Raw genomic sequence first — 19936 nt, forward strand, 5'->3', positions numbered from 1 at the left:
AACACAATGAAGCTATGAATGCAAATGCCCTAAACAGTTCGTTGGAAGCCATCATCCGAAAGAAAGAAGAGCTAAACGCGCTCGACTACAACGATGAGCGCTACGATGACATTGAAGAAGAACTGCACGACCTGGAAGATGACTTCAACGAGGAATATGGCGACTACCTGGAAGATGTGCTAGAGGACGTGCATGGCAAGCTGCGCTCTGATGCGGACATCCTGCTGCCCACGGCCTACGTGCCTAGCTCCCTGAATGGCGACCACGTGACACCGGACGGCGAGCGCGAAGGTGTATGGATTGAGTCAGATGAGTTCCCGGGAGTGGAGATGCGCCTGGTGCTGGCTGCCAACCCTGCCCGCTTTGTGGTGCTCATCGGCAACCAGGAGCGCGAACTCTGGAAGGCGGAGTAACTAAGAAAGCGGAATAACTAAGAAGGTATACAGCCTCCGTTCCTAAGCTATAAAGTAAAAAGAGCCGCACCCGCCCCGTGTGTAACTGGGGCAGGTGCGGCTCTTTTGAGTTGAAGGCGGTACAACCTCGGGGACAGGTATAGCAGCAAGAAATTTCTTAACTAAGCAAGTCCTTGGGTTCGCCTGCTGCTTATTGCTGCAACGCTGCTAGAGCTGCATCCGCCGTGATAAAGCCATGACCAACCTCTCTTTCCGCAAAACCAGGCATTGGGATGGCGGCAGATTCCAACTTGCTCTCTGCCAGCGCCGCGTTTAGTGATGGGTTGTGCTGTGCCATGAGCGCCACGATGCCCGCCACATGCGGACTTGACATAGAGGTGCCGGTGAGGTAGTAGTACGATAGTTGGCCACTGTTATATTGATAAGGTCCAACTACTTTGGAACCCGGGGCGGTAACATCTAGGTCTTGACCTGTCCGGGCTCGGCTGGAGGAAGGCGCAAGGTAGAAATTACTTGGGTTAGTCGGGTCAGGCACATCCAGGGCATACCACCAGGCAGGCACGCTTCCTTCTTCCTTCAGGCCTGCATTCGCCACGCTGATGACCGGTGCATAGGCGCCAGGGTAGCCCATGCCGGCCGCTCCGCTATTTCCCGCAGATGCCACAATGATGACACCCTGAGCAATGGCATAGTCTATTGCGGCTTTCTCCACAGCGTCCAGCACACCGCCACCCAAGCTCATGTTCACCACGACCGGAGAACCATTCAAGGGGCCTGCTTTCAAGTTGGCCATGTGGACGACGCCACGGGCAACCACGGAAGACCAGCCGGATCCATTTTGATTCAGCACCTTGACCGGAATAATGGTAGCCTTGGGAGCGACCCCATTGATGGCGGTGCCTCCTAGGTTAAAGCCGATGATGGTGCTGGTCACGTGCGTTCCATGGGAGTTCTGGTCGTGCTCCCACTTGTTGGGCTGCTCCGATACGTTTCCATGCTCACCGCCACCGCCGCCAAATGATTTGGCATACTGTGTGGCAATTCTTTCCTGCGGAAAATACTGCCGCCATGAGTCCAGCAGGCCTGTGTCAAGCACTCCTACATAGACGCCCGTGGCATCCTGTTGCACGGTTCGTCCTGCACGGAAATCAGTCACGTTGATGGCATCCAAGTTCCAGGTATTCAGGCCACCAGAAAAGTCGGTGACAGACACCGCGTCAACTGGCGCGCCTTTCCTCTCGGCGTCCGGATTAGCAGAGTCCACCAGAGGGAGTTTTTGGATGACGGCGAGCTGGCTCTTCGGTACGCGCATGGTCAGGGCGTTGATTTCCGGAATTACTTCCAGCACAGTGCCATACTTGCCCAACTCTGTCAGGGCACTGGCTGTGATGGGAGCCTTGAGCAACACGTTGATGCCTATCATTCCGTTTGTTTGTTGGGAAAGGGCGGCTTGGGAAAGCTCAGCAGCGGGCTCCACAGGGGTGTCTACTCCTTCGCAGGCAGTGAGGATTGTCAAGGAAGACGCCACTGTCAGCATGGCTAATAGTCTGCCAAATCTGATGCCGTCCAGGTTTTTGTACAATCGGTTTGTTAAGGGATTACCTTCTTTCATGGCTTCTAGCTTTTAGTAAGATATGAGTTTACGAAAGAAATCTATAATTAATCTAATTTTGTATAATTATTTTTTTTAAAATTATAAATTTTATAATTGATATTTTGAATACTTTATGGTCTTAACCTGCCATACTATGGCGCTTATAGTAGCATTGAAATGCAATGGTCTGTCTCATCGTTTTTCTACTGGGCTATATCCTGTTCAGATAATTTAAGAAATATGCCGGCGCAGTTACAATACTACCGTGTATTGAAAGCTATTTATTCCTCACCGAGAACCTGCCAAACAGAAATCGGCGGCTGAACATTGTTCAGCCGCCGATTTCTGTTTGATACAAGTTAGGTTTTAGTACCCCAGCTTCTCCCGCACGCGCTGCAGCACCGGAGTCGCGATGGCTTTTGCCTTCTCAGCGCCTTCGTGCAGCTTCTTATCAATTTCCGGCAGGTTGTTCATGTAGTAGTTGAACAGTTCCCGCTCCTTGGCATATTTGCTTACAATCAGCTCGTAGAGCGCCTGTTTGGCGTGCCCGTAACCATAGCCTCCGTTTTCGTAGTTGTTGCGCATGGCCACTATCTGCTCAGGACTGGCCAGGAGGCTGTATAGCTTGAAGGTCGTATCCTCAGCGGGGTCTTTTGGGTCTTCGAGTGGCGTGCTGTCCGTCACAATGCTCATGATGGTCTTGCGCAGTGGCTTGTCAGCCTCAAATATATCGATGATGTTGCCGTAGGACTTGCTCATCTTCTCGCCGTTTATGCCCGGCACCGTCATCACCGTTTCATCGGTCTTCGCCTCCGGCAGCACAAAGGTATCGCCGTAAATATGGTTGAAGGAGCTGGCGATGTCGCGTGCTATCTCCAGGTGCTGTATCTGGTCTTTACCCACAGGCACGATGTTGGCGTCATACATCAGGATATCTGCGGCCATAAGCACAGGGTAGGTGAAAAGACCGGCGTTCACGTCGGCCAGGCCCCTGCGGTTCGATTTGTCCTTGAAGGAGTGGGCGTTGGCCAGCATCGGGAAGGGCGCGAAGCAGTTGAGGTACCAGGTCAGCTCCGTCACCATCGGCACATCGGACTGGCGGTATAGGATGTGCTTGTCCGTGTCAAAACCGAAGGCCAGCCAGGCTGCGGCCACTGAGTAGGTGTTATGGCGCAGCACCTCGCGGTCGCGTATGGTTGTGAGCGAGTGCAGGTCGGCTATGAAGAAGAGCGCCTGCTCCTCCGAGGCTTTCGAAAGTTCAATTGCAGGTAGGATGGCGCCCAGCAGGTTGCCCAAGTGCGGACGGCCTGTGCTCTGGATACCCGTAAGATAACGTGCCATAATCAGGAGAATGTTTGCGTCTGCAAAGTAACGCAAATTGCTGAAAACACGCCCACCAATCCTGATACAATTATGGGCAGCAGGGGGGCTAGTGTTTAAGCAGCGAGTGGTTCTGTTTACTCTGTATCTCAGCTTGTGTCCGGTCCAGCAGTTTCACTTCCGCCTCGCTCACCTGGAGGAAGTACATCGGGTCGATGTTGCCAGCCGTTGGGATGAGCTGCAGTATAACCGCATCCGAATTTTGCTTGTTGCCTTTGGCTAGAAACCATTTTCCGGAACTGGTCACCATGCTTTTGTCTGCTGGCCTGCCCTGGTATACCTGCTTCATGTTGAACGTGCGGTTAGAGCCGCTTGCGTTCAGCACAAGCTCTGTGCTGATGCCCTGGCAATCAGAGCAGGGGAGGGTGCCCGTGAACGTACCCATTGGGGCTGCCATGGCCTCGGCAGGCGCTGCGGCTGACTCCTCAGCCTTTGCTGCAGGAGCTGTCGTTTTGGAAGTTGCCTTGGTGGCTCTGCTAGTGCTGCTGGCCGTTCTGGCTGGCTTGGCGGCCGCCTTCTTGCCCGTGGATGACTGCAGCCATTCTTCGTAGCTTCTGCCGGATTGGGCCTGCACTTGCTGCCATCCCAGTGTTACTGAAAATAGGACGAGTAATGTGAATAATGTCTTCATATAAGGGAGATAGTCTGAAAGCATCTTATCAGAAAGTGTACCAGTTTTCTGCTTCCGTGGCATGCTGCGTCCGCTGCAGGTATAGGACAATGGCCGTATACGGATTCAGAAACAACTGGCGTGCTTTCTATTAAACTGAGGTATGGTATGATTTATTGTACGGTATAGCTTCTTGCATTTCAATCCGTTCGAAGGCCTGAGGTGTACATTACGCAAGTGCCTTGTTGGAGTTGTGCTGCCTGTTGGCGTTTTAAGAATTGCACTGATTTCGGTGGAGCTGGTGGCGGCAGAGTTGGGGCAGCCATAAAAAATAATGACCAGGCGGTAAACCCGAAGGCCACACCCAGTCATTCAAAAAAAAATCAAATCTTACTTATGTTTTTAAAGGCATTACATCATAGGCACTGTATCTAAGTTAGGAATTGGAAAATATATCAGGCTGTTGTAAGCTTTTTCAATCGACGTTTCTGGTAGACGGAACCCAGATTTGAAAGCGCAATAGCAGCCAGTATGAGCAATACCCCCAGCCACTGTACCGGCCATACCTCTTCCTGTAGCACCACCCATGACATCACCACGGCCACTGGAAGTTCGGCGGCACTCAGAATGGCGCTGAGCCCCAGCCCCGTGCGAGGTATACCGTAGGCAAAGAAAAGCGGGGGAATCACCGTGCCGAACACCGACAGCACCAGTCCCCACTTCAGCAGGCCATCAAACAGAGAACCATTGATAAGGAAAACAGGTGGGAAGATGCTCAGCACCAGGATGCAGGCTCCGGTCAATAGCAAAGCGCATTTAGTGGTAGGATGCATGTTGTTTCCAGCGGCGCCGCTCACCAGCAGGAACACCGAGTAGCAGACAGCGGCCAGCATACCATAGCCAACTCCCCGCCAGTCAAAATCAGGTATAGAGCCGGAGAACAGACGCCCGGCCAGTGCTGTGCCCAGCAGCACCAGCAGCACCATAACTACCTGCGACAGTCCGGGCAGTTTTCGCTTGATGACCGCTTCCAGCAGCAGGCTCACCCAGGTGAACTGCATGAGCAGCAGAATGGCAATAGAAGCGGGCACCAACTGCACGCACTTGTAGTAGAATATGCTCACTAGGCCCGTGCTCGTACCCATAGCCACCAGTTTCAGTTTGTCGGTAAGCGTAGAGGTATAGCGGTTGGTGTTTTTAGTGAACATACGGCGCAGCAGCACGATGGACCACAGCAACACAAAGCCGAAAAAGACTTGTGTGCCTGTCACGTCACCCAAGGTATAGCCCTCGCGGTAGGCAAGTTTAACGAACGTAGAAAGAATCCCGAAGCTGCACGCTCCCAGGAAAACCAAAGCAATCCCTTTGAACATAGTTGTTCCTTAAAATGAAATACAGAATGAAATGTGGGGGCATGAGCACCCCCTCATGCAGGAAAAGGAGTGCTCTTACAGGTCGTGGAGGACGTACCCGGTAATGAAGATTTGTGTATGTGCTAAGTGTGCAGCCATTTCTTAAAGGACTGCAAAGGTAACACCTCCTTCAGAAAAACAAAACTATATTCCGCTATTCGCTCTTCACGGCCGCTTCCTCCACCATAGCCTCTGCGGTAGGGCGTCCGAGGTAATTGTCTATGAGGTGGTGCGCCAGGTATAGCAATGGCGTGAGCGCGATGGCAATAAAAAACTTATAGATATAGTTGATGGCGGCCACCGAGAACACCATGGTCAATGTCCAGTTGCCGAACACGTAGAAAGCCACAAACAGCACCACCACACTATCGATAAGCTGCGACACAAGGGTGGAACCGGTGGCCCGCAGCCAGATTTTGCTGCTTCCTGTGAAGCTGCGCAGCCAATGGAACACGGTGGCATCGAGGAACTGCGAGAGAAGAAAGGCCACTACTGAGCCAATGATGATACCAAGCCCCTGCCGGTAAATGGCGTTGAAGGCGTAGTCGATGTTGAACGGATTCCCCTGTTGGTCCTGGTTGTTCACCTCCAGCCAAAAGGCAGCGGGCGGCAAACCGGTTACCGCGGTAATCACAAGGAAGGCGTAGAGGATGAGGATGACCGTAAGTACACTCACCTTCTTCACGCCTTCCTTCCCAAAGTACTCGTTAATGATGTCGGTAGTCACAAACACCACTGGCCAGATGATTACGCCAGCCGTCAGGTTAAAGTCGAGCTTCGTGCCCAGTATATCCAGTTGCGCCCCAGGCAGTCCGAACAGCGCCTCACCAGAAAAAATCTTGACGCCAATCAACTCAGCCAGCAAGGCATTGGCCAGGAACACGCCACTCAGGATGAGGAAAAGGTGCGTGCGCTTTTTTTCAGAGGGAGCGGTTTGGGACATAGGTCGGGCTTATACTTCAGAAGGCAAGTTTACAGGTTGCTCCTTGCTTAAACAAGTGGTGTAGCTAGCGCTCATGTTGTGAGCGCCCCATGATTTTTGCCTGCTTTATAACTTTAGCTTGAAACTATATGCTTTGTATTGGCTATACCTGTCTCATCCTGTAGCTTCTGTTAACATTAAATTTAAGGCAGTTAAGCAAAGAATACATTCCTGATGCTAAATAATGTTATAATCATTATAAATATATGCATGAAAAAGGTAAGTTTGTTATTTCAAAGCGTCTTACCATCACTTATCCTATAATTATGAAAAAGAAGTTTGCATGTGTTTTGGCAATAGTGCTTTTCCTAGGGCTGCAGGAGGCATCAGCCCAAGGGGGTATGTTAAACAAACTGAAGCAGAAGGCCAATAACCTGGCTGAGCAAGCCTTGGACAAAACAGTTCAGGAGAAGGCAGGCGTGGGTGCCGATGCACCGACAGCCGACAAAAGTAGTAGTGGCAGAGCCCGCAACAAAGGAGGAGAAGGGCTGATTTCGACGCCGCCAGACGTGAAGCAGAACCTGACAGATGCTGAAAAAGCCTATAAAGCGGGTACCTACGGAGAAGCCCGGTATGCCGTGCGCCAGGCTATGTTAGGAGTAGAACTGGAAATAGGCCAGCAGATTCTAAAGTCGCTGCCTGAAACGATAAGCGGTTTGAACAAAGATGCCAATGTGGAGCAGGTAGCCAGCAGCGGCTGGGGCTGGACCGGACTGACCATCACGCGCCAGTATACCGATGGCAACGAAAAGGAACTGCGGGTGATGGTAGCGAACAACGCGGCTCTGTTATCGGCAGTGAACATGTACCTGACCAACGGCGGCTATGCTCAGACATCCGGCGGCGAGCAGCCCAACTGGAAGCAGACCAAGGTGAAAGGCCACCGCGCCGTGATAGAGTATGATGACAACACTGGCTACAAGCTGACAGTGCCAATGGGGCAGTCGTCGATGCTGATTTATGAAGGCGTGAACTTCAAAAACGAACAGGAGGTGATGACCGCCGCCAATACTGTTGACATAGATGGCATCAAGAAAATGCTGGGAGAGAAATAGCGTAATCCAAAACAAAGAAATCAGACGAAAGATGAAGCATACAATCACTTTATTAGCTCTTATGTTGTTCTCCAGCGTGGTGTATAGCCAGGACTTCAACAAGAGCATGACCGAGGCGCAAACCACTTATGCAGCCGGTAACCTGAACAACTCCCGCTTTGCGATGGAGCAGATGCTGCGCAACCTGGATGTGGAAATAGGGAAGGAAATCCTGAAAATGCTCCCCACCAAGTTAGAAGATAGAAACGCGAATGTGAAGGAAGATGATGTGAACGGAACCGGCGGCGGAGTAGGTATGGGGCTGTATGTGCACCGGAGCTATGGTACTCAACCCAAAGCCACCACAATAGACATCATCAACAACTCTCCGCTAATCAACTCGCTGCAGGCACTCCTGGCTATACCTTTTGTTGCGAACGCAGGTGACGGCAGCCAGAAAGTGGTGAAGGTGCAAGGGTACAAGGCAGTGTTGAACCGAGTGGAAGGCGAGAACGCAGCAGTAGGGTATGAGTTGCAAATTCCCCTTCAAAACACGCTGCTGACACTGAAGGCGGATGACACTAAAGAAGACAACATCCTGAAAATGGCCAACGCGTTACCCATTGAAAAGATAGCCCAGATGGCGAAGTAAAAGTCACTATATCCCATACCTTCAAAGAAGAGCCCTAGCGGCTCTTTTTTGTTTTACAGAAGAACCTACTCGCGTACGCAGAAGATGCTGCCTTCCACGGCCAGGTCGGCCTTAGGGAAGATTTTTTGCGCCTCGGTGAGGAGAGGGGTAAGGTCTTTGTATCGCACCGAGAAGTGGCCCAGCAGCAGGTGGCGCACCTGAGCGGCGGCAGCCAATTCGGCGGCCTGACGCGCGGTGCTGTGGAAGGTATAGTGCGCCCGGTCGCGCAGGTCATCGGTGAAGGTGGCTTCGTGGTAGAGCAGGTCAACGCCGCGCAGGTAGGGCAGCAGTTCAGGTTTATAGCGGCTGTCGGAGCAGTAGGCATAACTGCGGCTGCGCTTAGGCTCCAATGTTACCACAGCGTTGCGCACCAGCACGTTTCCGTATTCATCCAGTATGTCTTCGCCCCATTTTAGGCGAACGAGCTGCGGCGGGGTCAGGAAATCGGGTAGGTTCTCTTTGATGAGCGGGCGCGGTTTCTGCTTCTCCCGGAACAGGAAGCCGCAGCAAGGCACGCGGTGCTCCATGGGCAAGGTATGCACCGTGATTTTCTTGTCCTCGTAAATCTTGCGGTAGGTGGTGGTGTCCAACTCGTGGAATACAAGCTTGTAGCAAAGATTGGTGCCGGAGTACTTGAACTGCAGGCTGAGGATTTCGGAAAGGCCAGGAGGGCCGAAGAGGTGGAGGGGCAGGTGGCGCCCCTGTAGGTGCATGGTCGAGAGCAGACCCGCCAGACCAAAGTAATGGTCGCCATGCATGTGGCTGATGTAGATGTTAGAAATGCGCTGATGCTTTATCTTGTAAAGCATCAGCTGCATTTGTGTACCCTCACCGCAGTCAATCAGGTGGTACTGATTGTCAATGGTTAACAGCTGTGCTGTATGATGTCTGTTGGTCGATGGTGTGGCCGACGAACTGCCAAGTATCCTGAGTTCGAAATCCACAAAACCGAATGGGGGTTAGTCTTCCTTGTTTGTCAGGTCCTGCTCAATCTCGTGCAGGAACACACGGTCAATCGCCTCTTCAACGGTAGGAAGAATGTTCAGCACAGACTCCAGTTTGGAGATAGTGATGAGCTTCATCACGTGGTCCTGCAGGCTTGTCAGAATAAGCAGGCCGTTGGAAGAGTTGCACAGTCTGTTCGCTATCAGGATAGAGCTCAGTCCCGAGGAGTCAGTATATTTTACGTTGTTCAGGTCAAGAATCAGATTGGTGATCCCCTCAGCATTCAACTTCACGAACTCGGATTTCAAATCCGGAGCAATAGAAGTATCCAGCTTCTTCTCATCTATCGTGATAATGGTGTAGTTTTCTTTCTTATCAATCGTGTACTTCATAGATCTACCAGTAAGGATTTAAACGCGAATGTACCAAAATCCGGGTTAATAATTCTAATTTTTCGTGCTAAAAATGTTTTCTTCTATGTGACTTTCAATGCGTGAGAGCACATTTTGGTAATCTTCTCGGATGAAGGGCTGGCCTGTGAAAACCTCATAAAGTTCTATATACCTTTCCGAGATGCTTTTCACTACTTCGTCCGTCATCTCAGGTATGGTCTGTCCGTCCTTTCCCTGAAAGCCGTTCTCAATCAGCCATTGCCGTACAAACTCCTTAGACAGTTGCTTCTGCGGCTCACCTTTCTGCTGACGCTCCTCGTACCCCTGGCTATAAAAATAACGCGATGAATCAGGGGTATGGATTTCGTCAATCAGGTATACCTCTCCTTTGTAATTGCCGAACTCATACTTGGTGTCAACCAGGATGAGTCCCTGCTGCCGGGCCAGTTCGGTGCCTTTTGCATAGAGCTGGCGCGTATAAGCTTCTAATTTAGCATAATCTTGTTCAGATACAATGCCCTTCGCCAGAATTTCTTCCCGCGAGATGTCCTCATCATGCCCTTCATCCGCCTTCGTGGTTGGAGTGATGATGGGCTCCGGAAGCCTGTCGTTCTCGTGCAGACCCTCCGGGAGCGACACACCGCAGACGCTACGCTTGCCGGCTTTGTATTCCCGCCAGGCATGGCCCGCCAAATACCCCCTTATAACCATTTCGACCTTGTAAGGTTCACAGCGGTACCCGATGGTCAGGTTTGGGTCTGGGGTCGCCAAAACCCAATTAGGCACAATGTCGGACGTGGCCTTCAGGTTAAGGCTGGCTATTTGGTTGAGCACCTGCCCCTTGTAAGGTATAGCACGGGGAAGCACCACGTCAAAAGCCGAAATCCGGTCGGTGGCTACAATGGCCAGTCGGTCTTCAAAGTAATATACATCGCGAACCTTGCCTCTGTAAAAACCGGTCTGCCCGGTGAAGGAGAAGTTGGTTTCTTTTATAGCCTCCATTAGGTCTGTCGTGTTGTAAAGAGGCAAAGGTAACTATATTTTATTGGGTGAGAAAAAATAATAGCTGGTTCGGCGGAGCGGCACACAGAGAAGCCTAGGCAACCTACATGACATACCGGTATATACTGTCAAGTATAGCAAAAGTTTTATATTATGGAACCTAACTATAGGATATTACCTGGAATGTGAATTTTACATGGCCGCTGCTTCCCGCGCTTTTGACCCATAGTCAATGATGTTGCGAATCATGCCCTTGAAAATAATGAAGTGGAAAGGCAGCATGCTATACCAGTATAGCCTCCCGGCCAGCCCGTCTGGTCGGAAGGCCGCCAACTGCTCCAGGTAGTTGCCGTCCTTTTCATGGCATATCCTGAATTGCAGCCAGGCTTCGCCGGGGAGTTTCATCTCGGCGTAGAGCAGGAGGCGACTTCCTTTCCTGTCTACGGCCAATACACGCCAGAAATCAATGGAATCGCCAGCCTCCACGTCTGTTGGATGCCGCCTGCCTCGCTGCAGCCCTACGCCACCCACCAGTTTGTCGAGCAGGCCCCGCATCTGCCACAAAAAATCCGTCTTGTACCAACCGCGATCGCCCCCGATGCTCAGCACGTTCTCCAGCACTTCCTCCGGGTCTCTGTCAAACTTCACGCGCTGCCTGTCCGTGAGCACACCGTGTTCTGGTATTTGCACAAAATCCATAAAGTCGAGCTTGATGGTGCCGGAAACAAGCGCGTCTTTCCAACTGGAAACGACAAGATTCTGCTCAATTTTGGTGAAAGCAAGGTTGAGGGCACTCTCATAGCCAAGGCATTTGTGTGGGATGAGCTGCTCAATGGAGGCGTCCTTCACCACAGCGTCGTTGCGGAGGCTCTCCACCAGGCTTTGGGCCAGAGAAAAACTGGTGCTTGTGACAAAATATAACCAATAGGACGAGAGCCTTGGGGTGAGGACGGGCAAGGTATAGATGCGCCGTTTCAGGTGCCGTTGCTTTGCCAGCTGCAGGAGCATCTGCCTGTAGGTCAGTACATCAGGTCCGCCTATTTCAAACCTACGCTCATAGCAATCCTGCCTGCCGAGCACTGCCGTCAGGTAAAACACTACGTCCCGAATAGCGATGGGCTGGCACCTGGAATTGAGCCACCTGGGCGTCACCATCACAGGGAGTTTCTCCACTAGGTCGCGGATTATTTCGAAGGAGGCGCTGCCCGAGCCGATGATGATGGCAGCCCGCAGCACCGTCAGCGCCGCCTGCGCCTGGTCCAGCACATCCTCCACCTGCCTGCGGGAGGCTAGGTGGTTGGACAGGTGCGTGTCGTTGGAGATGCCGCTCAGGTATACTACCTGCTGTGCAGTGGTTGTGTTGAGGTATGCCACGAAATTCTGTGCCGACTCAAGCTCCGTCTGCCCGAAGTCCTTGGTTCCGGAACCCATGGAGTGAACGAGATAGTAGGCGGCGTCAATATCCTGTGGCAGGCTTTGGAGCGATTCAGGCTGGAGCAGGTCGCCTTTCACCACTTGCACCTTGTCCTTCAGGCTGTCTACTAGAGAGAAGCGACGCGGGTCCCGCACCAGACACACCACCTCATGCTGCTGCTCCACCAGCACGGGCAGCAGGCGCTTGCCAATGTAGCCATTGGCACCTGTCAGGAGAATCTTCATCGCTTAATCACAAGTTGTTATAGAACCGGAACAGCTGCGCCGAGTATATGTTTTTCGTACGCAATTATACTTATTGTAGGTGGTGTTGCCATGCCTTCCTGGAGGCGATACTTTAATGTGTCGTAACGCACTGATAGGCAGACTAAAACTTTAGGGAGTTCAAGAATAGTAAAAAATATTTTCAGGTATAAATTTGGATTATAAAAAATCGCCTTCTAAGTTTGTGCCATCAAGTCAGATATCCCCAGGGGTATTGATTTATAAAGAAGCGTGGAGAGACAGGCTCTGTGAAGCGCTAGCAACCAGCCTCAGGCAAGGTGCTAATTCCTGATTCCGGCTATTCGGAAGCATATAAATTGATAGCGTTATGAAAAAGGGAACCAAGCCATCACAGCTTTCTTTACTACTTTCTCCGGCAGCCCAACTGCCACAGAATCCCCATGCCTTTGCACATGCTACTGTCATGTGCCACTCTATGTGCATGTGTTGCTGCTGTTGTTAGCGGCAGTCTAAACCCTATACCTTCTGCTGCATTTTGCTGAGCCACAGGCTATGCCTGTTGTGCTATGGCTCTTGCTGCATCTTCTCCCATTCCTTGTCTTAGCACAGGCTAATCTTACCTATATATTTTTCATTTCTAAACAGAACAACTATGTCCAATACATTGCATTTCGAAACGCTACAGCTGCACGCCGGCCAGGAAATAGACCCTACCACCCGCTCACGCGCTGTACCCATTTACCAGACATCTTCCTATGCATTCAAAGATGCCGAACACGGCGCTAACCTCTTCGCGCTGAAGGAATTCGGGAACATCTATACCCGTATTATGAACCCTACGACCGATGTGTTTGAGAAGCGCATCGCGGCCCTGGAGGGTGGGGTGGCGGCCGTGGCGGTGGCCTCGGGCCAGGCAGCGCAGTTCATTGCCTTGACCAACATCCTGCAGGCCGGTGATAACTTTGTTTCTACGAGCTTCCTTTATGGCGGTACCTTCAACCAGTTCAAGGTTTCTTTCAAGCGCCTGGGCATTGAGGTGCGCTTCGCGGAGAGCGACGAGGTGGAGAGTTACGAACGCCTTATTGACGCCAACACGAAAGCCATCTATGTCGAAACCATTGGCAATCCGCGCTTCAACATCCCGGATTTCGAAGCGATTGCGGCGCTGGCCCAGCGACACGACATCCCGCTGATTGTGGACAATACTTTTGGAGCAGGTGGTTACCTTTTCCGTCCGCTAGAGCATGGCGCTAATGTGGTGGTGGAATCAGCTACCAAGTGGATTGGCGGTCACGGCACCAGCATAGGTGGGGTGATTGTGGATGGCGGAAACTTCAACTGGGGCAACGGCAAGTTTCCGCAGTTCTCTGAGCATTCAGAAGGCTACCATGGTTTGAACTTCTGGGAAGTGTTCGGGGCAGACGGTGCGTTCGGCAACATCGCCTTCGCCACAAGGGCACGGGTAGAGGGGCTGCGCGACTTTGGTCCGGCACTGAGTCCGTTCAACTCTTTCCTGTTGCTGCAGGGTCTCGAGACCTTATCGCTGCGGGTAGAAAGAACGGTAGAGAACGCGCAGGCGCTGGCCGAGTGGCTGGAGCAGCACGACCAGGTGGAGAGCGTCAACTATCCGGGGCTGCCATCGAGCAAGTACCATGGCCTAGCCAAGAAATACCTCAAGCGCGGGTATGGCGGTGTGCTATCCTTCCAGTTGAAAGGGGATAAAAAGCAAGCCGAGAAGTTTGTGAACAGCCTGCAACTGGTGAGCCACCTGGCCAACGTAGGTGATGCCAAGAGCCTCATCATCCATCCGGCCTCCACCACCCACCAGCAGCTCTCGGAGCAGGAGCAGGCCCGCGCGGGCGTGGCGCCTACGCTACTCCGCCTGTCCGCAGGTATAGAACACCTAGATGACATCAAAGCCGACCTGGAGCAGGCCTTTGTGAAAGTAAAGCAGACAGAAGCCGTTTTGACTGAATAAAAATGCCAGAGCACTTAGATTTCCATTACCAAACAGATTTCGTGCTGGAGTCGGGAGAGACACTCCCCGGCTTCCAGCTTGCTTATACCACCTATGGCCGCCTGAATCGGGAGCGCAGCAATGTGGTGTGGGTGTGCCATGCCCTGACCGGCAGCTCCGACTTCACTGATTGGTGGGGAGAATTGTTCGGCGAGGGCAGGTTGTACGACCCGGCCGACTGGTTCATCGTCTGCGCCAATACCCTGGGTGGTTGCTATGGCTCCACCGGTCCCTTGTCTATGAACCCGCGCACGCTCAAGCCGTTCTACCATACCTTCCCACAACTGACCAACCGGGACATCGTGCGCGCTTTTGACCTGCTGCGGCAGGAGTTGGGGCTGGAGCAAATCCATACCCTGCTGGGCGGCTCGTTGGGTGGGCAGCAGGCGCTGGAATGGGCCGTGCAGCAACCACAGGTGTTTCAGCGGCTGGTGCAGGTGGCCTCCAATGCGCGTCACTCCGCCTGGGGCATCGCCTTCAACGAGAGCCAGCGTATGGCCATCCGCCAGGACCCGTCCTGGGCCAGCGATAGTGCCAGTGCCGGGCAGGAGGGACTGAAGACGGCCCGCGCCATCGCCATGCTTTCCTACCGGCACTACCGTTGCTACGAGGCATCGCAGCAGGAGCCCGGCAACAGCATCACCGACAATTTCAGGGCAGCCTCCTACCAGGTATACCAAGGCGAGAAACTGGCGCAGCGCTTCAATGCCTATACCTATTGGCTGCTGTCGAAAGCCATGGACTCGCACCATATCGGCCGCGGCAGGGGAGGTATACGCAAGGCGCTGGAACGGCTGACGGCAAGCTGCCTCTTTGTGGGCGTTGACACTGATTTGCTCTTCCCGGTAGAGGAGCAGCAAGCGCTGCACCAGCAGGTGCCCGGCTCCACCTTTGCGCGCATCCGCTCCACCTATGGGCACGATGGCTTCCTGGTAGAAACAGAGCAGCTCAGCCAGATTATCAAGGATTTTTATGAACCTGAAGAAGTAAAACAGCATCGCTATGAAAATACAGAAGTTTAAGAAACGCATCGGCATCATTGGGTTTGGGTGTGTGGGGCAGGGGCTCTACGATGTTGTGGCCGCTAACCCGCATTTGGGTCTGGAAGTAGGCCGCATCTGTGTGAAGGACAAAGAGAAGCCACGCACACTGCCACACGCCGCCTTCACCTTTGACGTGCAGGAGGTGTTGCAGGACAAGTCGCTGGACATTCTGGCGGAATTGATAAGCGACCCGGAGGAGGCCTTGCACATTGTGCGACAGGCGCTGCAGCAGGGCCAGACCATTGTGTCGGCTAATAAGAAGATGATAGCTGAGAATCTTCCAGAGTTGATTCAATTGCAGCAGCGCCATGGGGGAGTGTTACTTTATGAGGCCTCTGTTTGCGGGAGCATCCCCATCATCCGGACGCTGGAAGGATACTATGGCTCCGAGCCCCTGCTGGAGGTGCGCGGAATATTGAACGGCTCCTCTAACTACATTTTGAGCAAACTGCACAACGGAGTGGGCTCCTACGCCGATGCCCTGCAGCAGGCGCAGAAGCTCGGTTTTGCAGAGGCAGACCCGTCTTTGGATGTAGACGGGATAGACGCGCTGCATAAACTCTGCATCATTACTGCCCATGCCTTCGGTCTGCTGGTGCACCCGGATGAGGTGCTGCACTTTGGCATTGGCAATATAACCCGAGAGGCGGTGGAACTGGCGGCATCACTGGATGCTTCTGTCAAATTGGTTGCAACAACACAAACGGATGAAGCCGGAAACATTTCCCTGCACGTGCTGCCTACCTTGGTGCCCGCCCAGGAGGAACTGCATGCCGTGCATGATGAATTCAATGGCGTGGAGATAGAGGCGCAGTTCGCTGGCCGGCAGTTGCTGAAGGGGCGTGGCGCCGGCAGCCACCCAACGGGTTCCGCCGTGTGGGCGGATATCACGTCCGCCGTGCGGGGCTATCGCTATACCTACCCAAAACTATGTGTGACTGATGCGCGCGCAGCGCTTTCAACCACTCCTGTCACGCTCTTGCTGCAGGGTGAGTCAGCACGATTGGAGCAATTGGTGGCAACGCTGCGACCAACAGAAGTGCATCAACCCGCCGTCACTGGACAAGCGGTTATAACGACTTTGTTGCAGCATCTGAAACAGCACCAGGCTTTGTTCAAGGAGAAGCAAGTGTTCGTGGCGCAGATTCCTGATGCAGTACCATTAGAAAAAGTTCTTATGCGGCTATATGCACCTGTGGTAGCTTTAGTACCTTAGTAGAGAATATTACCGCAGTTAAATATAGTTTTGTTAGAAAAGTTATATTTAAATTATAAAATAATTTTAACTATAAATTGTATCTATTAGATAAGTGTCATTTGTAAAAGGTTGCTGTACAGGGTGGAATAGGTGAGCTATCAGATATCGCTATAAATAAGATTAATATTTATGGCTCTTCTATATTTCTTGTCGTACAAAGAATATTTATGTACGACAGCTAACCCGCACGGCAATGAAAATCTATATACCCTGGCTAAGCGCTATACTTGTTTTAATCATATTGTCATCCTGCAGGAACGACAACGCAACCCCTATCCGCAACGTTCGGTTTGACCCGGGCCTTCTAAACCCGGTCCGTGCGGCCGATGCCCCTTGCACCTTCTATAACTACTATACCAACGCGCAGTCAAAAGCCTTGGGTGCTGTCTACAGCAAAATGGTTTTGGTTTCGTTTGCAGAAGGGTACACACACGAACAAGCATTGGCTACAGCCGGAGGTTATGGTTTCGTTGAAAAGCTGGGGCAGGCGGTAGAGTCCAATTCAGCCAGGCTATACCCTGTGCAGCTGGTGGACGGGCTGAATTGTAAGCAGGTGGAGCAGGCGATTCGGGAACTGGAGAAAGATGCAGGTATAGCGTATGCCGCGCCTTATTTCCTGGCAACAGATAATGGCAACGCTCAACTACTGGGGCTTACAAATGAGTTCAGGGTAACAATCGGGGAAGGGAAAGAGGCTGGCATGCTCTTAACCCGATTGGCCAATGCCACCAACACGACCATTGTGGCCGCTGTGAGCGAAGACACCTATCTGCTGAAGACTGACAAAAACTCACGTGGCAACGCCCTGCAGATGGCCAACCACTTCAAAGAGCAGGCTATTGTGGCGCATGCCGAGCCTAAATTTGTGGTATCCCCTGAAATGTAGCGGTTTTCATAGTTTTATCTGTTTTGGGTTTCAAATGAAAAGCCCCTGTTCTTTTGTCGGAACAGGGGCTTCTCTGTTTGGTGCGATAGGTATAGCCTATCCGATGTAGATGGCTGCCGCTTTGTCGCGCAGGTTGTAGGACGAGGCCATCACCTCTCCGTAGGCGCCGGCCGTGCGGATGGCAATCAGGTCGCCACGGTTCGTCTCCGGAAGCGCCACTGCTTTGCCAAAACAGTCGGACGATTCGCAGATGGGGCCTACCACGTCGTAGCGCTCTTCCTCGGCCGTGCTGCTGAGGTTCTCAATCTTGTGGTACGACTGGTACAGAGCAGGCCGAATTAGTTCTGTCATACCTGCATCCAGAATGGCGAAGTTCGTTGTAACTCCTTTCTTGATGTAGAGCACTCTGGAGATGAGGCTGCCACTTTGGGCCACCAAAGCCCTGCCCAGTTCGAAGTGCACCTGCTGGCCGGGGCGCAGCTCCAGGAACTGGTTGAACAAAGCAAAGTATGCCTCAAAGTCAGGTATAGGCTGCTGCTCCGGGTTGTAGTAGTCCACTCCCAAGCCGCCACCTACGTTGATGTGCTCCAGTTGCACGCTATGCGACTCAAAGAACTCCTGAAACTCGTTCACGCGGGTGCATAGGTTCCTGAACGCGGAAAGGTCTGTGATTTGGGAACCGATGTGGAAGTGCAAGCCAATCAGCGCCAGGTTCGGAAGCGTCTTCAGCAAGGCCAACACATCGGGCAGTTCCCAGGCATTGATGCCGAACTTGTTCTCCTCCAGCCCAGTGGTGATGTACTTGTGCGTATTGGCGTTCACGTTCGGGTTGATGCGAAGCGCGATACGGGCTGTTTTGCCTTTGGCGGTTGCCAGCTCGTTGAGCACAATGAGCTCATGGCTCGATTCGCAGTTGAAGCAGAAGATGTCCTGGTCTAGTGCATAGTTGATTTCCGCATCAGACTTGCCAACCCCGGCGAACACCACATGCTGTGGGCTGAACCCGTTCTCGATGGCACGTTTCACTTCGTTTCCGCTCACGCAGTCGGCACCGAAACCCACCTGGCGCATCTCGTCCAGTATAGGTCCGTTGGTATTGGCCTTCAGCGCATAATGCACCTGGAAATTATACCGCTGGGCCTGCTGCTGTGCTTGCTGCAACGTCTGGCGCAGCAGGTTGAGGTCGTATACATAAAATGGAGTGGCATGTTGCTGCAGCTCCTGCAAGGAAAGACTAAGCATTGTTCGTGTTCCTTTCAAAGATGCCCTCGTTCAGCAGAACTAGGGCTCTTTCTTTATCGGTTGTGTTAATTAATAAACTGATGTTGTTCTTGCTTCCGCCATAGGAAATCATGCGCAGCGGGATGTCCTTCAACGACTCGAATATCTTGAGCCCGGACCCGCTGCGCTCGGCTATGAAATCGCCTACCACACAGATGATGGTTTGGTCCTTGTCAAGCTCCACCTGTCCATACTCTTCCAACTCCTTCGTTATCTCGCTCAGGAACTTCGGGTTATCGATGGTCAGGGAAACGGCAACTTCTGATGTGGTAATCATATCGATTGGTGTCTTATACCTTTCGAACACCTCAAACACGCTGCGCAGGAAACCATAGGCCAGCAACATGCGCCCCGACTTTATCTTGATGGCCGTAATGCCGTCTTTGGCGGCCACTGCTTTGATGCTGCCTCTGCCGCTCTGCGCGGAGATGGTGGTGCCTTGCGCCTCGGGCTGCATGGTGTTGAGCAGGCGCACCGGTATGTTCTTCTGCTTGGCCGGCAGCACGCTGGATGGGTGCAGGATTTTGGCCCCAAAATACGCCAGCTCCGCCGCCTCGTCAAAAGACAGCTCCGCAATTGGGAAAGTGTTCTTCACCACGCGCGGGTCGTTGTTGTGCATGCCGTTGATGTCGGTCCAGATTTGGATTTCAGAGGCATCAGCAGCAGCTCCTATAAGCGAGGCGGAGTAGTCGGAACCGCCCCGTTTCAGGTTGTCAACTTCCCCGAAGGCATTGCGGCAGATGTAGCCCTGCGTGATGAACAGCTTGGCGTTAGGATATTTATCCAGCTCCGTCTTCAGATTTTTGCTGATATAGTCTGTGTCCGGCTCCTCGTTTTCGTCAATCCGCATAAAGTTCAGGGCAGGCAGCAGCACCGAAGGTATACCTTGCTCCTCCAGGAAAAACTGGAACAGCGCTGTAGACAGTAACTCGCCCTGTGCCAGCACAGCACGCTCTTCGTGAATGGTGAAGAGGTCGAGTGTGAAGGAACGGAGGTAGTCGAAATGATGAAGCAGCAGCTCTTGGGCCTGTTTTTTCTTTTCTTCAGAGGTGTAGAGCGAGTCTACCACCTGTTTATAGGTATGATGCAGCGCATCAATCAGCGCATTGGCTTCTTTGTTGTCGTTCTGGTATAGCTTCTCAGCAATCTGCACCAGCTGGTTGGTAGTGCCCGACATAGCCGAAAGCACCACTATTTTGGCCTCTCCGTCCTGAATGAGGTCTGCCACGGCTTTCATCCTTTCGGCCGACCCTACGGAGGTTCCGCCGAACTTTAAAACTTTCATCCGTTACTTGAAAAAGTGTTTTATTAAATGCCTGCAAAATTAATGAAAAGTG

The 19936-nt window shown here is 52.4% G+C and carries 18 protein-coding genes and 1 riboswitch; of the genes, 7 read left to right on the forward strand and 11 right to left on the reverse strand.

Going from position 1 to position 19936, the window contains the following annotated elements; genetic code table 11:
- Nucleotides 1–14 precede the first annotated feature (14 nt).
- Nucleotides 15–413, forward strand: coding sequence for a hypothetical protein (locus B051_RS0115215; RefSeq protein ID WP_026236437.1), 399 nt, complete (start codon nucleotides 15–17; stop codon nucleotides 411–413).
- 190 nt (nucleotides 414–603) lie between these two features.
- On the opposite strand, the gene B051_RS0115220 is transcribed toward B051_RS0115215, so the two are convergent.
- From B051_RS0115220 to B051_RS0115240, 5 genes are all read right to left on the reverse strand, one after another.
- On the reverse strand, nucleotides 604–2025 hold the full coding sequence (locus B051_RS0115220; protein ID WP_245539640.1) for a S8 family peptidase: 1422 nt from the start codon (nucleotides 2023–2025) through the stop codon (nucleotides 604–606).
- A 348-nt stretch (nucleotides 2026–2373) separates the two neighbouring features.
- Nucleotides 2374–3348 carry a tryptophan--tRNA ligase gene (gene trpS, locus B051_RS0115225; RefSeq protein WP_026236438.1) on the reverse strand — a complete coding sequence of 325 codons (975 nt, stop codon included), beginning with the start codon at nucleotides 3346–3348 and terminating at the stop codon, nucleotides 2374–2376.
- Nucleotides 3349–3436: 88 nt separating this feature from the next.
- On the reverse strand, nucleotides 3437–4018 hold the full coding sequence (locus B051_RS0115230; protein WP_033316963.1) for a copper resistance protein NlpE: 582 nt from the start codon (nucleotides 4016–4018) through the stop codon (nucleotides 3437–3439).
- Nucleotides 4019–4452: 434 nt separating this feature from the next.
- Nucleotides 4453–5370: an EamA family transporter gene (locus tag B051_RS0115235; RefSeq protein ID WP_018479081.1), complete on the reverse strand. Its 918-nt coding sequence runs from the start codon at nucleotides 5368–5370 to the stop codon at nucleotides 4453–4455.
- Between the two features lie 193 nt (nucleotides 5371–5563).
- Complete coding sequence (locus B051_RS0115240; protein WP_018479082.1) at nucleotides 5564–6352, reverse strand: queuosine precursor transporter; 789 nt, start codon at nucleotides 6350–6352, stop codon at nucleotides 5564–5566.
- A gap of 380 nt (nucleotides 6353–6732) precedes the next feature.
- Between B051_RS0115240 and B051_RS0115245 the strand changes: the two genes are divergently transcribed.
- Complete coding sequence (locus B051_RS0115245; RefSeq protein WP_157578934.1) at nucleotides 6733–7446, forward strand: hypothetical protein; 714 nt, start codon at nucleotides 6733–6735, stop codon at nucleotides 7444–7446.
- Between the two features lie 31 nt (nucleotides 7447–7477).
- Entirely contained in the window at nucleotides 7478–8077 is a 600-nt protein-coding gene (locus B051_RS0115250; protein ID WP_157578936.1) for a hypothetical protein, read from the forward strand.
- Between the two features lie 65 nt (nucleotides 8078–8142).
- On the opposite strand, the gene B051_RS0115255 is transcribed toward B051_RS0115250, so the two are convergent.
- From B051_RS0115255 to B051_RS0115270, 4 genes are all read right to left on the reverse strand, one after another.
- Nucleotides 8143–9060, reverse strand: coding sequence for a ribonuclease Z (locus tag B051_RS0115255; RefSeq protein ID WP_026236439.1), 918 nt, complete (start codon nucleotides 9058–9060; stop codon nucleotides 8143–8145).
- Between the two features lie 15 nt (nucleotides 9061–9075).
- Nucleotides 9076–9453, reverse strand: coding sequence for an STAS domain-containing protein (locus B051_RS0115260; RefSeq protein ID WP_007657896.1), 378 nt, complete (start codon nucleotides 9451–9453; stop codon nucleotides 9076–9078).
- A gap of 54 nt (nucleotides 9454–9507) precedes the next feature.
- Entirely contained in the window at nucleotides 9508–10455 is a 948-nt protein-coding gene (locus B051_RS0115265; RefSeq protein ID WP_018479086.1) for a phosphoribosylaminoimidazolesuccinocarboxamide synthase, read from the reverse strand.
- Between the two features lie 192 nt (nucleotides 10456–10647).
- The gene (locus tag B051_RS0115270) at nucleotides 10648–12114 is read right to left on the reverse strand and encodes an SDR family oxidoreductase (RefSeq protein ID WP_018479087.1); all 1467 of its coding nucleotides are present in this window, start codon (nucleotides 12112–12114) and stop codon (nucleotides 10648–10650) included.
- A gap of 255 nt (nucleotides 12115–12369) precedes the next feature.
- A riboswitch (SAM riboswitch) is annotated at nucleotides 12370–12472 on the forward strand.
- A gap of 294 nt (nucleotides 12473–12766) precedes the next feature.
- Between B051_RS0115270 and B051_RS0115275 the strand changes: the two genes are divergently transcribed.
- The 4 genes from B051_RS0115275 to B051_RS0115290 all read left to right on the forward strand — a co-directional run bounded on the left by B051_RS0115275 (nucleotide 12767) and on the right by B051_RS0115290 (nucleotide 17318).
- Nucleotides 12767–14092 carry an O-acetylhomoserine aminocarboxypropyltransferase/cysteine synthase family protein gene (locus B051_RS0115275; protein ID WP_018479088.1) on the forward strand — a complete coding sequence of 442 codons (1326 nt, stop codon included), beginning with the start codon at nucleotides 12767–12769 and terminating at the stop codon, nucleotides 14090–14092.
- A gap of 2 nt (nucleotides 14093–14094) precedes the next feature.
- Complete coding sequence (gene metX, locus B051_RS0115280) at nucleotides 14095–15153, forward strand: homoserine O-acetyltransferase MetX (protein ID WP_018479089.1); 1059 nt, start codon at nucleotides 14095–14097, stop codon at nucleotides 15151–15153.
- On the forward strand, nucleotides 15134–16390 hold the full coding sequence (locus B051_RS21400) for a homoserine dehydrogenase (RefSeq protein WP_018479090.1): 1257 nt from the start codon (nucleotides 15134–15136) through the stop codon (nucleotides 16388–16390). The genes metX and B051_RS21400 overlap by 20 nt, the downstream gene beginning before the upstream one ends.
- A 235-nt stretch (nucleotides 16391–16625) precedes the next feature.
- Nucleotides 16626–17318, forward strand: a complete 693-nt coding sequence (locus B051_RS0115290; RefSeq protein ID WP_157578938.1) for a hypothetical protein — start codon at nucleotides 16626–16628, stop codon at nucleotides 17316–17318.
- Nucleotides 17319–17414: 96 nt separating this feature from the next.
- Here the strand turns inward: B051_RS0115290 and lysA are convergent, their stop codons facing one another.
- Both lysA and B051_RS0115300 read right to left on the reverse strand, forming a co-directional pair.
- The gene (gene lysA / locus B051_RS0115295) at nucleotides 17415–18560 is read right to left on the reverse strand and encodes a diaminopimelate decarboxylase (protein WP_033316941.1); all 1146 of its coding nucleotides are present in this window, start codon (nucleotides 18558–18560) and stop codon (nucleotides 17415–17417) included.
- Entirely contained in the window at nucleotides 18553–19884 is a 1332-nt protein-coding gene (locus B051_RS0115300) for an aspartate kinase (protein ID WP_018479093.1), read from the reverse strand. Before B051_RS0115300 ends, lysA begins: the two co-directional genes overlap by 8 nt.
- Nucleotides 19885–19936 lie beyond the last annotated feature (52 nt).

Origin of the sequence: Pontibacter roseus DSM 17521 (assembly GCF_000373265.1) — a bacterium.
Lineage (GTDB): Bacteria > Bacteroidota > Bacteroidia > Cytophagales > Hymenobacteraceae > Pontibacter > Pontibacter roseus.